A 14,289-nucleotide genomic window follows, 5' to 3' on the forward strand; every position below is an offset into this window, starting at 1 on the left:
TTAACTGTCTAAAATGTGACTTTAATCCACAGTCTTTGCTGTAATTGATTTTGTTCCTCAAGTGCGTAAGTCCTATCCTTAAGGGATTTATGTATTTGCTATGCGGTTTCCATCGTATGAGCAACCTATACACATTCTAAAATTTTTGAACTCGTTCAAAAATTTTTTAATTGTTGAAAGTTGAACTATTGGGCTGATGGTCCCATCTTTCATTTCTGAAACGTACACCAGAGTTATGAACTTTATCCTTTTCACTCATTATTTTCAGAGATAGAGAGTTCTCCACAGGAATTACAATCCAACGAATGAGCCTGCCTGGTTAGTTCTGTAAAACCCTCATCTTGTTTCTTCTGTCCAGAAAGAGCTTTTTCATAGACATTAGAATTTGCAATCCCTTCAAAAATAAATCTTGTCTCTATCGGAATTTCACCTGCATGGACTTTTATATCCTTTTTTTGTACATTAACTGTAACCTGGTCAGGGAGAAGTCCGGATTCGGCCATATAATCAAGAATCAGCTTTCTTCCAAACGCCTCAGCAAACTCCAGGGCTTCACTCCGGATTATGAAATGCCTCCTTCCTACAGGTGTGTACACAAAGACCCCTTTTGTTTTAAGGTCATACTTGGATTCACTGTAAAGCGTGCGCACTGTAATTTCAATGCGTTTTGTCCCTTTTCCTGCAAGAGCTCCGACAGCATTTCCAACCTCTGAGTATTCAGGAGCAAAGACTTCGGCATCTATAAGCTTCTTCAGTTCATCCACATAAGCCCTTACCGGCCCTCCAAGCAGGACAACGGGGATATCCACTTTAAAACGAGCGAAGAAATTGCCATCAAGCATTTTTTCAATTTCGGTCCTGTCTACTCCTTCCATCAGAAAAGCAATGAGGTCTCGGGCCATGTTTCTGGCAAAAAGCCGCTTCACATTTAGACAGAACTCAGTCCTGTCAATGCCTATGAAGTTTGCAAGCAGAGTAGCTCCAATTTCCGAAGCTTCAACATTCCATTCAGTATATTCACCAAGCACATGCAGGGCATCTGTTGGGGTAAAACCTATTACCTGAACAAGCCGCTTCTGAATTAGAGAATCCATTACTCTCTTTGGAGGAAGGATATTTCTGTCCCAGTAGATATCTTTGAGGGAACGCGGCTCGTCCCGTATAAGGGCAAAGAGCTCTTTTTCTTCCCGGTTCAAATTGACAGGTTTCTGCTCTGTCCGTATAAAGAACTTTGTTGCCTGGATATGTTCGTTCAACTTGAGCCGGTCCGGAATCCAGCGCTTTTTCAAAGTGCTCATGAAATCAGGATACAGGACTGCTGCCCTGCAGAGAGGAATAACCCGCCTGGGGCCTATGTGTATATTGCCGCTCTGAACCCAGATATGACTGTCCCCACCCATAGCCGAAGTCTCCATACGCAGCGCCCTGACTTTTGTTTGCCAGCCACCCACAACTGCTCCTGCTTCACTGAGGTCTGGCAGTCCTTTATGGACCAGGGAGACGTCCGTGCTTGTTCCTCCAACGTCAATTACAGCGCAGGTCTCGTGCCCGGACAGATAGGAAGCCCCAAGGAGACTTGCTGCGGGACCTGAAAAGACCGATTCTATGGGTTTTTTCATAGCCTCCTGCATGCTTACTACAGAGCCGTCGCAGCGGAGCATGGCAATTCTCGGGTTGAGGCCTCTTCTTTCGATCTCAGTTACTATCGTTTTTAGGAAGCCCTCTGCTACAGGCAGTAGCTGGGCATTGAGGTAGGCAGTAACTCCTCTTTCGTAAGCCCCAAGCGACTGGGCCAGTTCATGCCCACAGACAACAGGCAGACCTGTCAATTCCTGGATCAGGGTTTTTACACGCAGCTCATGCTCCGGATTTCGCACACTGAAGTAAGAAGAAACTGCAAAAGCCGAGACTCTGTCTTTTATTTCAAGTACGAATTTTTCCACTGCCGGCAGGTCAAGGGCTGCGACTTCCTCGCCATTACTGTCATGCCCTCCCTTTACCATAATCCAGTTTTCAATTCCCGAATCTTCAGGAACATCATAATTTCCGATAAGGATGAGCCCAACAGGGTATCCTGTTCCTTCAAGGATAGTATTGGTGGCAAGAGTAGTTGAAACCGAAACTACAGTCACGAGTTTCATCTTTTCCGGGTCAAGTCCGTCAATTGATTTCTCTATCCCTTTGATAGGATCAGGATAGGTTGTGAGAGCCTTGTTTGAGCATACAACTTTTCCATCCGATTTTCTAATTAAAACCGAATCAGTATAAGTTCCGCCTGCATCAATGCCCAGATCATATGCCATTTTTGAACTACATTCCATTTTTATATCTCCACTTTTATTTTCAGACGTTTGCATTAATCTTTCCTTGCCATTTGTAATGCTGTTCCTTTTATGCCATATTTAATTACTTGCTGATGTTCTGACTGCAAAATCATGACAGTAAGTCTCATTTTGTTTGGTCAGTTCTATCCAGTTAGGTCAACGCCATTCAGTTTGGTCAAATACCAGTCCGTTTGATCAGTTCCATTCGTCTGGTCAGTTCCATTCGTCTGGTCAACGCCATTCAGTCTGACAAGTACCGTTCAACCCACCTGAAATCCTATTTTCAGAATAAGAAGTTTGTTTCAGATATTATTAAACAAACAGCTATTCAGGAATAGGTGAGAGACTTAAGACCAAACACTGAATTAATCAATTACATTATTGCACTATTGAGGGTAAATATAATAAATATTCCGGGAGATTTTCGAAACTCAAACTTTTGGCATTCCAACTCCAACAAAAACAAGCTTTGTCTCCAGGGGTACTGCTCCTGCTTCACTCAGAGAGATATCTTGTTTACTGACCTCGATCTGGATCTGCCCTTTGTCGAGCCCGGCTTCGGTCATGTATTCTATAATTAGTTTTCTTCCCAGAGCATCGGCGTATTCCAGAGCATCTTGATAGCTTCCAAAGGTTTCCCTGCCCTGAGGCGAGAATAAAAGAACGAGCCTTTTCTTATCTTTTGAGTAGGCGCTTTTGATCAGGATTTCAATTCTTTTTATGCCCTTGCCTACAACAGCTCCGACCGCGTTTCCTACTTCGGCATGCTCCGGAATTATGATGTCGGCATCGAGAATTTGTTTCAACTCTCTGGTGTATGCAACTACAGGGCCTCCTATCAGCACCACAGGGAGTTTCATTCTGAACTGTGTAAACTTATCGGAAAGCAGGATTTTCTCAATTTCGGAAGACGGCACATCCTTCTGGATAAAAGATATTAGATTTAAGGCCATATTCCTTGCAACGTCCTGTTTTATCTGTTTGCAGATCTCTATATGGTCGGTCTCGGTATATCGTTCCAGAAGTTTTGCTCCTACTCTTGAGGCTTCTTGATCCCAGGCTGTATATTCTCCGAGCACATGAAGCGCATCGGTTGGGGTAAAACCTATTGCCTGGATCAGGCGTTTTCTTATGAGCGAATTAAGCAAACCCGAAGAAAGCGTTTTCTGGGTCTCCCAGAAAATATCATTAAGCGATGCAGGAAAATCTCCTATCCTGTCGAAGAGTTCTGCTTCAAATTTTCCGAGGTCTGAAGGTTCAATGCCTGTCCTTACAAAAAACCTGGTAGGTTGCACATTTTCATCAAGGTGCATAGCTCCAGGAATTCTCCCTTTTTTCAGGACTTCAAGAAAACCAGGGTATTTAACCGCTGCAACGCAAAGTGGGATAACTCGCCTTGGGCCAATATTTATTTTCATGTTCTTGATCCAGACATGGCTGTCCCCTCCCATTGCTGAGGTTTCCATCCGGATAGCTTTAACCTTTGTCTGCCAGCCCCCGACTACAGCGCCCTCCTCACAGAGTTCAGGAAGGCCGTTTTCAAGCATGGAAACATCCGTACTTGTCCCGCCTACGTCAATAACTGCACAGGTCTCAAGCCCCGAAAGGTGGGATGCTCCTACAAGGCTTGCTGCAGGACCCGAAAAGATAGATTCGATTGGTTTTTCCAGGGCTTCGTTAATGCCTACGACCGAACCGTCACATTTGAGCATCAGCAGCCTCGAATCCATTCCCCGCCTGGAGATTTCTTCCCTGATTGAGCGAATAAACTGGTTTGCAATAGGAATCAACTGAGCATTCAGGTAGGCTGTAACTCCTCTCTCGTAGGCTCCAAGGTCAAGGGAAAGTTCGTGTCCGCAGACCACAGGCATCCCAGTAAGTTCCAGAATGCGGGCTTTGACTGCCAGTTCATGAGCAGGGTTTCGGATACTGAAATAAGAAGAGACTGCAAAGGCTGAAACCTTATCTTTAACCTTACTGACAAAAGCTTCTACAGCTTCCATATCAAGGGAAACCAGTTCGGCCCCGTGATGATCGTGCCCTCCTTTTATGATAGTATAAAATTCAATATTCGTTCTTTCCGGAATTTCATAATCTCCTACGAGGATCAAACCTACAGGATAGCCATTTTTTTCAAGGATTGTGTTTGTGGCAAGCGTTGTTGAGACCGAAACCATTTTTACGTCTTTTAAATATTTCTCATCTAGTCCGTCTATGGAGTTTTTTATTCCTTTAAGCAGGTCAGGATAGGTGGTAAGCGCCTTGTTCGAATCCATCACTTTGCCATCGGAATCCCGAATGATGATCGAATCAGTGTAGGTGCCTCCTGCATCAATACCCATGCTGTATTGTATCTAAATGCCTCCTGTTCATTTTTTAGAATTGGGGTTCATGAGATAATTCATACAGTTATAATTACCGGACATATATTATATTTAAAAGTATTTTATTCATGTGCATTATAAACTATTAGAAAAATTTAGTAGTTTTTGACAGATATAAAGGAAAAAATCTAAAATTGTTTAATGTAAGTAACATGATCGATTGTTATGGATTATAATTCGAGAAATAAGTTGTGAGATTAACGCCAAATTTAATAAAAATATTTTAATATATGTCTATACTTAATTATCTAGTCTATTAAGAAATTCAAAGTTAGTTTTTGAATCCTAATTCTGGAATAATTATCTAATACTTATGAGCAAAATAACTCAGGAATGCTTACGAGTTTGGAAATAGAAGTTGGTTTTGGAGTGGGCTCATACTTTTGATAGAATTCTGAACTAAAAAGTGCTTTATCGTTCGACATCTAATAAGTAGAAGAATCGAATCTAATAGAAAAATAGAATCAAACAGAAATCGTAATTTTAGGAGTTGGTAAACTTTATGGGAGAGCAAAATGATGAGATGTATTTTACAGAGTTGCAAGCTTGCAAACTGGATTTTTTAGAATGGACACCTGAGAAGGGAGTGAATGTTAGTGAAACGTCAAAAAAATTTGCAAGGGAATTTCTGAATTTATCAGGTACAGAGGACTACAGCGAGACCAAAAAATTAAATGGGGCTAAAAAGACATTCAATGAAATAGCTTCATTACTGATTCAGTGTAAGGCAGGGGATGACGAAAAAATCCCTAGAGCAACCATAGATGAGATAGCAGAACGGAGTGGAACTACAGATCGTAGAGTTTATACAGTACTTGAAGCATTAGGAATTGAGGGATGGAAGCCGTCAAAGGGTCATGAAGAAAGAACCAGTGCATCGATTCTCAAATAAGTACATAATAAGAAAATAATTACGGCTTACGACTCAAATATTATTTATAAGTCAGATGGAATTCTTTAACACAGAAAACACAGCCGATCGCAGAGTGATTCTATCTGTATATTACAACCACGGAAAACACGGAAAGCACGGAAGAATCACACTTTTACTACTTATTTCCTTATTTTCCGTGCTTTCAGTGGTTTTCAAAAAATTCATTCTTGGCATACTTTGGAAGCAATGAACTAGTGTCAAGAAAATTTAGTTATTGGTCATTTAAAGTTTAGAATCATTGTGTACTGACAAGAAGCTACTAAAGATTATGCTCAATAATTAAGTTGTCATGATACTAGTGATAAGCTTTAAAGGCTGTGAAAAAATAGTACTGAATCTCAAATTGTGAAGTAAAACTCTAAAAATTTTTAAAAATATTAAAGAGTTAATTTTTAAGTTTTTTCTTCAGATCTAATTATCATGATTAAAGATAGATATTTTATAGAAACCGTTATATTAAAGTATATCTTTAAACATAATTCTAAGAATACCTTAAGGCTTAAAAGGAATTTTCTGAAATCTTTACAAACCGACTGAGCTGGTGAGTATGACACTTACGGAAATTTTCAACCAGCTAAAAGAGCTTGAGATAAAATTTAATGAGATCAAGTATCCGCCTGAAGCTGCTTTTCAGCCGTCCTTTTCTTCTAAAATCCGAAAAGCTGAACAGGATAGTTTGATCCGTCGACTGCCTGCGTTTGAGCTTGATGAACTTTTCGAGAAGGTAGAGGAATGACATACAAAGTAGCCCCTCACCCATCAGTCTGCAAAAACCTTAAAAATTTATATAGGTTTGACAGGCCAGGTTATGATTATGTGAAACATCGCCTCCGACTTCTGGCTTACAGGCCGGAAATGGGCATTCCCTTTGAAGCCGAGTTTGAAGATAAATGGAGAATTCATATCGGACCCTTTGTGCTGGTCTATACTTTTGACCGTGATACAAATATCCTTACCATGCTAGTTTTTGAGCATTACATGCGGGCATATAACATGCACATTGCTTATGCGTAAATCGAGGTGAGGATAGTAAAGATAGCCTTCGTGAGTACTGTTTTTGGTCAAGCGCTATTTTTTGGTCAACTTTTTTTTGAAAAAACGGTTGTGATATGCATCACTTGTACTATTTGCCAAGCTTTTTTTGAAAAATAGCTTGTGAGAATAATTTAATTGTTAAATGCAGTATCAGGATATATGCAAGCAATTGAGGTATCTCATCTAATCAAGAAATTTGGTTCTCTTACTGCACTCAATGACATTAGTTTCTCAGTTGGTGAAGGAGAAACATTTGGTTTTTTGGGTCCCAATGGGGCTGGCAAGACCACTACCATTCGTATTTTGACTGGAGTTTCGAGACCAACATCTGGAACAGCAACTATTTTTGGCCATGATATTGAGCATGACACTATTGCCGCGCGGCAGTCAATGGGTATAGTGTCCGAGAATTCAAACGTTTATGATGACCTTACAGCATGGCAGAACATGATGTTTTCTGCCGAACTTTATCATGTGGGACGGAAGGAAAGAGAAAAAAAGGCAAATGAACTGCTCAAAAAGTTTGAATTATACGAACGTCGAAACGATAAAGCCCACGGTTTTTCAAAAGGGATGAAACGGCGTCTGACGCTTGCAATGGGCCTGGTTAATAGCCCGCGTTTGTTGTTCCTGGATGAACCAACCTCGGGGCTCGATGTACAGAGCAATCTTATTATTCGGGAAGTGGTTGACGATCTAGTTCTTGAGGGTGTCACGGTTTTTTTAACTACACACAACATTGAGGAGGCAAATGTTATGTGTGACCGGGTAGCGATTATCAATAAAGGGTATATCGTTGCAATTGATGCTCCTGAGTCCTTGAAAAAGACTATGCAGAGTGTGCAGTCGATAGAGGTCTCTTTTGATCATAATTCGGCAGATCGTCTTGACGAGCTTAGCCGTCTTTCAATGGTAAACGGAGTACAAAAAGCAGGTGATAAGTTTAAGCTATATACTGAAGATCCCTCTGAGGTTATCAATGCCGTAATGGCTTATGCTCACACGCATAACCTTAAAGTTGTCAGTATCACAACTCTTGGCCCAAGTCTGGAAGATGTATTTATACGGTTGACAGGTCTAAAGCGAACAGGTGATAAAATCCATGCCATTGACTGATAATAAAGGATTGGCAAAGCGTCTTTCCTATGAGATCTCAGCTGCGTGGGCGATTGCCAAAAAGGACATGCGGATTTACTACTTCAAGCCTAATATCATAGTCTCCGGCATTTTCTTCCCGCTTTTTATGTTCCTGGCCTTTGCTATTGGAAAAAACGCACCTCCAGGTACCCTAATTCCCGGGTTGATCTCGATTACCCTCCTTTTTTCAGCCTCTTCAATAGAGCCGGTCTCGATACCTATTGAAAGACGGGTAAAGACCTTTGAACGTCTACTTTCAGCACCTATTTCATTTTATTCACTGGTGTCAGGCGAGAGCATGAGTGGTTTTCTTTATAGTCTCGGTATTGCATGTTTCCCACTTGCCATTGGTGTTATTATATTCGGTACGCCTATCATGAACGTACCGGTCCTTATTATTTCCATGATACTTACAGCGTTCTGTTTTGCGACGCTCGGGACATTATTTGCCGCATATCCCACTGAGAATGTGGGAGAGGTTATGTCGATGCTCAACACGGTCAGACTACCACTTATTTTTATTTCCGGAGTTTTTATTCCTATATCGACCATGCCCAGAATCGGCCAGCAGATTGCACTGGTATCGCCTCTTACCTATGGAAATGATATGATTGAGTATGCGTATACCGGTAAATCGTTATTTCCACCACTACTGGATATTCTGGCACTCATAATATTCATCCTGATCTTTCAGGTAACGGCAAACTACCTTTACAAGAAGTTCAATGAATGAAAAGGACAAATCAGGTCTGGATTAAAGGAAGTAATTAAGAAAACGCAAAAACAGTAAAAAAACAATGAAAGAACAATGAAAGAACAATAAAAGAACAATAAAAGAACAACAAAAGAACAATAAAAGAACAATAAAAGAACAATAAAAGACAATAAAAGAACAATAAAAGAACAATAAAAGAACAATAAAAGAACAATAAAAGAACAATAAAAGACAATTGAATTGAAAACTCATTATATTCTGAGGAAACCGAAATGAGGAAAAACGATAGGATCAGTGCCTGTGGCAGGACTATAGATTACGAGATTGTATACAGTAAAAAGCGAAAAAGAGCAGCTATTTTAGTCCGCCCAGACATGAAAGTCGAGTTTCGGGCGCCTCAGGGTCTGAGTGCGGATACTATTCGGGGAATGGTTGAAGGAAAAGCTCGATGGATATTTAAGAAGCTTGAATGGTTCGAGGCAAACAAACTGCCTGATCAAAAAAAGCAGTATTGTGAAGGGGAAATTTATCTTTATCTGGGCAGATACTATCCTCTGAGAATCATATTCGTGAATAACGTTAAAAAACCCCAGGCTTTTTTCAAGGATTCCGAACTCACGGTTGAGATTTCTGAGAATACTTCTGAAGATCAGCTTCCCTTTCTGGTGAAAGAATCAGTCTGGAACTTTTATAGCAAACGTGCCGAAGAGGAAGTTGCAAAGCTTCTGAATATTTACTCAAAAAAGCTAGGGGTAGCCACTCCGATTTTTAAGGTAAAGCACCAGAAAAAGCGCTGGGGGAGCTGTTCTGCAAAGAATGTATTGAGGATAAATTTCCAGCTTATAATGGCCCCGTCAAAGCAGCTTGAGTACGTAGTGGTGCACGAACTCTGCCACGTAAAAGAGAAAAATCATTCTGCAAGGTTCTGGAAACTTGTCCGAGAACTCATGCCTGATTATGAAGAATACAAGAATAGCCTGAAAAAAGACGGCTGGAAATATGTGCTTTGAGATTATATATTCAAAAGGTGACCATAAGTACAGATATCTGAGAAGGTGCGCTTCAAAACAGATTAAGTATTTTGACAGACTCTCTAACCTTGTCCTTTACAGATGTCCATTCTCTATACATACCACCTTTTATTTTTTTATTTTATTTTTTATAGCTCCCTTAATGTTATTTTTAGGCTTGCCTGTTACATTGCTTTGAATTCGTCTCATTCTCTATAAAAATTATAACTTTTCAATCTCAAAATAATTAAATATTGTTAAGTCTGTAGTATTAAAGAATTATGAAGAATCAAAGCAAGAATTCCAAAAAGTATGCACTATTCTTTTTTATTGGGATTTTTACTTTTTACCTGAGTGGTTATATATTCAGAGGAATACATCCTCCAAAATCAATTTATTTAATGTTTCTGGTTTATTGGACCCTTTTTGTAACCGGAATACTGGTTTTTAGGGATTATTCTCCTGGTTTTATTCTTAAGGGGTTTGCCATATCTTTTGGAGCTCTCTTTTTGATCTCTGCAGGATTTTTTGCTCTTGGAGCTTATAACCATATGAATTCAGCGGAATACTGGATAGAAACCGAAAAACTGGAAACTATACCCGAGGAATTTGCTATTGTCACTGAAAATGAAATCGAAAAGTATCCGGCTTTAAGGAGAGCACTCAAGACTACAGGAGAGAGTTTTACAGTTGATTCTGCTGAATGGAAACAGGTAGAAGAATTTCTTCGTTTAAAAGGGTCAAATGTAATTAAAGTGGATAACGATTACTATCAGGTACGCCTGTCAATGTCTGTTGCTTGAGTAACTGAAGGTATGATTTTATTTAGGGCAAGCACTCCGATAGAAATTTCCAGCAGAGTGATTATTTTTAAGAACTACTCTTAAGGCCACTGGAAAATTTATAAAGATGATTCTTTCGTACCCTTTATTTTCTTATCACAGATTGACAGGAGAAAATAACAAATAGACAAGAGACATATTCCGTTATTGAAGTTCGATTTTTTAAAGAGGTATGGCTTTATGCAAGCCGAAGAAGAAGACACAGAGGATTTCTTGATTGATATTCTTGATTCAATCGAGAAAATCGAGAGTTTTATTGAAGGATTTGGGTTTGAGGACTTTTCCACAGACAATAAAACCATATATGCAGTAATTCTGGCTCTTGAGATTATTGGGGAAGCCACGAAAAGTTTGCCGGATTCTCTAAAAATGGAGCACCCAGAAATTCCATGGAGAGAAATGTCCGGATTGCGCGACAAAATGGTTCATGGTGATTTTGGCCTTGATCTTGAAGCCATCTGGGACATAGCAGTGGAGGACATTTCAACCTTAAAACCTTTGATTATTAAAATTTTAAGTTAAAAGCGATTTATCTCCGATTTTTAACTTTAATTTTACATTAGTTTCTGAAAGCAGCACACCATATACGGATATTGCTCCTGAAGATTACACTGTATCCGAAAAACGTAAATTTGAAGCTGACGTCGTGAGCTGCCATAAATTTGAGATTTTATTGAAAGCTTCCACCTTAACACCAGAACCACTTTACACAGGTTTATTTTTTACATAATTTGACTATCCTTAGCCAATCTGCGATTAAATCTTTAAGTTTATATATTATGAAGTACTCTAGGCTATTGGGCATCTGGGAAGGTCATAAGAGACCTTTTAACTCTTTTTAATAACCCCCCATACCCCCCAACTCCCCAATAACCGGATGCCCAATCCCCATTAATGTTATATTCAACTTTTTTTAATATTATTTGTCCAGAATGCAACTTTCTTTCTCGTATTGTTAGAACATCTTTCGTTTTCTTCGCCATAGGATTTCACATAGATTTCAGATTCGGTCCGAATGGAGTGCTCAGAAAGATAATTAAGGTTTACAAACCGCTCTTATGAACTGTCTGATATATTCTTCTGTGTAAGGATCTAACTCCCATTGACGCGGTATTTGACACCGTCTTGCAATCGCATTACATTTTGGGTTTTTAGTCCCTCAGCCGATCCCTGATCTGACATGCAGATTTGAGCCCTGCAGAGAAATACAGTTTCATGAGAATGAAAAATAGATGTACTCTTAGATGTGCTCTTGAAAACTGGTTGTAAAAAACTGGTTGCAATCTTCATTAATAAAATTAATATGTAATTAATGTGTAATTAATGTGTAATATAATCTTTACAATTTTCTGTAATATTCTTTTAATTTTGAGTAATGTGGGGGAAAGAATAACTTGCTGGATAGCGAAGTAAGAAATCTCAGACATCCTGCCGAAATACCTCTTTTTGTTATCTGTCTGCTGATCAGTCTTTTTATTTATGTCACACTAATGACAGTTCCGCTTCTATATCCTGAAGAACTCGGGACTGAATATATAATGGTAGTTCCGGCAGCCATTGCTTTTCTCTCATTTGTTTCCGGACAGACCTACGGAGGAATGATGGCAAACGCGATCAAGCTTTCAGAAAAGCAGTTTCCTGAACTCTATGAAATCATAAAACGCCTTTCTTATGAACTGAACTTCAAAGAAGTTCCGGATGTCTTTTTAATCCAGGAAGGCGGGCTGATAAATGCGTTTGCTACCCGGCTTTACTTTCGAAAAAATTATGTAGTTTTTTACGCAGATATAGTTGAGGTTGCATATCGGGAAGGAGACTTTGATTCACTTGAGTTCATCGTTGCTCACGAATTGGCCCACATAAAGGCAGGCCACGTGACCCTTCTCTACAATCTTGCTATCTTCCCAATTGCTTTTGTACCTGTCCTCAAGAACTTTTTATGGACTGCCTTGAGCCGGGCAAGGGAATATACTTCGGACAGAATTGCAATCAGGCTTGTTCCTTCAGGCGAAAAAGGACTCATAGTTCTTTCAGCAGGTGAACACCTTTACAAGGTTGTTGATTATGATGAATACCTCGAAGCCACAATAAGTCCTGAAGGTTTCTGGGTCTGGTCTACCAATCTGTTTTCAACACATCCTACATTGCTCAGAAGGATCAGAGCCATAAACGAAGATAGACCGGGAAAGATTTTCTAAAGATAAATTTTAAAAATCTGTTGGAATAAAGCTGGAAAGTTTTGTATATTCTCAGATAAAGAGATACAAGACTTAAGATTCTTGTAAAACTTAAGATTCTTGTAAAACTAAAGATTCTTGTAAAACTTAAGAGTGGGGTGTGGGGAGAATTTAGAGATGTCAGCAGTTATCGAAATTGCAGGAAAAATTAACCACTCAACGAAAAAACGAGTGAAAATAAAAATATAAAAATAAGTAATGAGATTAATAAATATATGCACAGATATACAAATATACGGATATGTGTCAGTAAGTAAATATATACAGATATATAAATAGGTAAATATATAAATTTTTCTAAAAATTATAAATAACTTTATGTTATAATTCGACCAATACCTTCAAAATGGCATATTTACTTGAGATTGCAATCGTCCTCGTTTTGATCGCACTCAATGGCATGTTTGCCATGTCAGAATTTGCCCTTGTATCTGCCAAAAAAACCCGCTTGAAACAACGGGAGGAAGAAGGAGATAAGCGGGCAACCGTTGCGCTTAAGCTTGCTAATGACCCGACTCCATTTCTCTCGACAGTTCAGATAGGAATTACTCTTGTGGGGATATTTGCGGGTGCTTTCAGCGGAGCTACGATATCAGAGGAGTTTGCAACTTACCTTGGAAAATTTCCTGCCCTTTCTCCATATAGCAGTGCGATAAGCATTACTCTTGTAGTACTCTTAATTACCTACCTGACCTTAATTTTCGGAGAACTTGTCCCAAAAAGGCTTGCACTCAATGATGCAGAATCAATTGCTTCCAGCATCGCAAAACCTATGTTTTATCTTTCTACTATTGCAAGGCCGCTTGTGGTTATTCTCAGTAGTTCTACCGAAGCTGTGCTCAGGATCATGAGAGTCAGGAAGACTGTTGAACCTCCGGTAACAGAAGAAGAAATCAAGATTATGTTTGAAGAAGGAGCTAGGGCTGGAGTGTTTGAGAAAGCCGAATTAAACATGATCGAAGGTGTGCTTGAGATCGGCGACCGCCGCGTTGATTCCCTTATGACGCATCGCACTGACCTTATTGCGCTTGACCTTGAAGACCCGACGGATGAAAATCTGCAGAAGATGATCGAAAGCGATCGATCCAATTTTCCGGCATATGAGGGAGATTTGAATAATATTGTCGGGATGGTATCCGTAAAAAAAGTCCTTGAAAAGTCTGTGGAAAGTGGTACTATTAATCTCAAAGCACTTGCTACAAAACCGCTTTTTGTACCTGAGAGTGCCTCAGTCCTGAAGCTTCTCGAAGCATTCAAGGAAACCGGAGTACATATTGCCCTTATAACTGACGAATACGGGAGTATCCAGGGTGTAATAACCCTTCATGACATCCTTGAAGCAATTGTGGGTGAGATTCGTTCCCTTGGCGAGCCAGTGGAAGCACAGGTTAGTGTTCGGGACGATGGTTCCTGGTTGATTGATGGGGATACTTCCATTGAGAAGCTTAAAGATGTTCTGTCTGTTGATTCCTTTCCAGGGGAGGAACTTGGGTACTATCGTACCACAGCAGGACTGATCATTTTTATCCTGCAGCGAATTCCGGTAACTGGAGACCATATCGTTCTAGGAAGATTGAGGTACGAGGTTGTGGATATGGATGGAAATCGAATAGATAAAGTAATGGTGACGCAGGCTTCTCCGATTTCCCAGGATTGAATTCCTGTTTATAG

General features: G+C 39.8%; 12 protein-coding genes. 10 read left to right on the plus strand and 2 right to left on the minus strand.

The genetic code is table 11. From position 1 onward, the window contains the following. Window positions 1–251: 251 nt before the first annotated feature. Window positions 252–2,303 (minus strand): hydantoinase/oxoprolinase N-terminal domain-containing protein, encoded by a 2,052-nt coding sequence (locus tag MSBRW_RS12065; protein ID WP_048103346.1) that lies wholly within the window; start codon window positions 2,301–2,303, stop codon window positions 252–254. Window positions 2,304–2,755: 452 nt separating this feature from the next. Then, window positions 2,756–4,666, minus strand: a complete 1,911-nt coding sequence (locus MSBRW_RS12070; RefSeq protein WP_011307448.1) for a hydantoinase/oxoprolinase N-terminal domain-containing protein — start codon at window positions 4,664–4,666, stop codon at window positions 2,756–2,758. A gap of 544 nt (window positions 4,667–5,210) precedes the next feature. On the opposite strand from MSBRW_RS12070, the gene MSBRW_RS12075 reads away from it, so the two are divergent. The 10 genes from MSBRW_RS12075 to MSBRW_RS12125 all read left to right on the plus strand — a co-directional run bounded on the left by MSBRW_RS12075 (window position 5,211) and on the right by MSBRW_RS12125 (window position 14,275). After that, window positions 5,211–5,600, plus strand: a complete 390-nt coding sequence (locus MSBRW_RS12075; RefSeq protein WP_011307447.1) for a hypothetical protein — start codon at window positions 5,211–5,213, stop codon at window positions 5,598–5,600. Window positions 5,601–6,189: 589 nt separating this feature from the next. Next, window positions 6,190–6,378 carry a hypothetical protein gene (locus tag MSBRW_RS12080; RefSeq protein ID WP_011307446.1) on the plus strand — a complete coding sequence of 63 codons (189 nt, stop codon included), beginning with the start codon at window positions 6,190–6,192 and terminating at the stop codon, window positions 6,376–6,378. Further along, window positions 6,375–6,656, plus strand: a complete 282-nt coding sequence (locus tag MSBRW_RS12085; protein ID WP_011307445.1) for a type II toxin-antitoxin system RelE family toxin — start codon at window positions 6,375–6,377, stop codon at window positions 6,654–6,656. The genes MSBRW_RS12080 and MSBRW_RS12085 overlap by 4 nt, the downstream gene beginning before the upstream one ends. Window positions 6,657–6,836: 180 nt before the next feature. Then, window positions 6,837–7,793, plus strand: a complete 957-nt coding sequence (locus MSBRW_RS12090) for a daunorubicin resistance protein DrrA family ABC transporter ATP-binding protein (RefSeq protein WP_011307444.1) — start codon at window positions 6,837–6,839, stop codon at window positions 7,791–7,793. Continuing rightward, window positions 7,780–8,547, plus strand: a complete 768-nt coding sequence (locus MSBRW_RS12095) for an ABC transporter permease (protein WP_011307443.1) — start codon at window positions 7,780–7,782, stop codon at window positions 8,545–8,547. The genes MSBRW_RS12090 and MSBRW_RS12095 overlap by 14 nt, the downstream gene beginning before the upstream one ends. 254 nt (window positions 8,548–8,801) lie before the next feature. After that, complete coding sequence (locus MSBRW_RS12100) at window positions 8,802–9,539, plus strand: M48 family metallopeptidase (protein ID WP_011307442.1); 738 nt, start codon at window positions 8,802–8,804, stop codon at window positions 9,537–9,539. Between the two features lie 509 nt (window positions 9,540–10,048). After that, window positions 10,049–10,342: a hypothetical protein gene (locus MSBRW_RS23520; protein ID WP_230669729.1), complete on the plus strand. Its 294-nt coding sequence runs from the start codon at window positions 10,049–10,051 to the stop codon at window positions 10,340–10,342. Between the two features lie 219 nt (window positions 10,343–10,561). After that, complete coding sequence (locus MSBRW_RS12110) at window positions 10,562–10,903, plus strand: HepT-like ribonuclease domain-containing protein (protein WP_011307440.1); 342 nt, start codon at window positions 10,562–10,564, stop codon at window positions 10,901–10,903. An 872-nt stretch (window positions 10,904–11,775) separates the two neighbouring features. Continuing rightward, on the plus strand, window positions 11,776–12,579 hold the full coding sequence (locus MSBRW_RS12120) for a M48 family metallopeptidase (RefSeq protein WP_011307439.1): 804 nt from the start codon (window positions 11,776–11,778) through the stop codon (window positions 12,577–12,579). Between the two features lie 385 nt (window positions 12,580–12,964). Then, the gene (locus tag MSBRW_RS12125) at window positions 12,965–14,275 is read left to right on the plus strand and encodes a hemolysin family protein (protein WP_011307438.1); all 1,311 of its coding nucleotides are present in this window, start codon (window positions 12,965–12,967) and stop codon (window positions 14,273–14,275) included. The last annotated feature ends 14 nt before the right edge of the window (window positions 14,276–14,289 follow it).

It is taken from the genome of Methanosarcina barkeri str. Wiesmoor (assembly GCF_000969985.1).
GTDB classification, from domain to species: domain Archaea; phylum Halobacteriota; class Methanosarcinia; order Methanosarcinales; family Methanosarcinaceae; genus Methanosarcina; species Methanosarcina barkeri_B.

What these genes read in the sequence shown, in the direction of transcription:
- MSBRW_RS12065 (WP_048103346.1), bottom strand. Translation starts at nt 2,303, where the DNA reads ATGGCATATGATCTGGGCATTGATGCAGGCGGAACTTATACTGATTCG.
- MSBRW_RS12070 (WP_011307448.1), bottom strand. Translation starts at nt 4,666, where the DNA reads ATGGGTATTGATGCAGGAGGCACCTACACTGATTCGATCATCATTCGG.
- MSBRW_RS12075 (WP_011307447.1), top strand. Translation starts at nt 5,211, where the DNA reads ATGGGAGAGCAAAATGATGAGATGTATTTTACAGAGTTGCAAGCTTGC.
- MSBRW_RS12080 (WP_011307446.1), top strand. Translation starts at nt 6,190, where the DNA reads ATGACACTTACGGAAATTTTCAACCAGCTAAAAGAGCTTGAGATAAAA.
- MSBRW_RS12085 (WP_011307445.1), top strand. Translation starts at nt 6,375, where the DNA reads ATGACATACAAAGTAGCCCCTCACCCATCAGTCTGCAAAAACCTTAAA.
- MSBRW_RS12090 (WP_011307444.1), top strand. Translation starts at nt 6,837, where the DNA reads ATGCAAGCAATTGAGGTATCTCATCTAATCAAGAAATTTGGTTCTCTT.
- MSBRW_RS12095 (WP_011307443.1), top strand. Translation starts at nt 7,780, where the DNA reads ATGCCATTGACTGATAATAAAGGATTGGCAAAGCGTCTTTCCTATGAG.
- MSBRW_RS12100 (WP_011307442.1), top strand. Translation starts at nt 8,802, where the DNA reads ATGAGGAAAAACGATAGGATCAGTGCCTGTGGCAGGACTATAGATTAC.
- MSBRW_RS12110 (WP_011307440.1), top strand. Translation starts at nt 10,562, where the DNA reads ATGCAAGCCGAAGAAGAAGACACAGAGGATTTCTTGATTGATATTCTT.
- MSBRW_RS12125 (WP_011307438.1), top strand. Translation starts at nt 12,965, where the DNA reads ATGGCATATTTACTTGAGATTGCAATCGTCCTCGTTTTGATCGCACTC.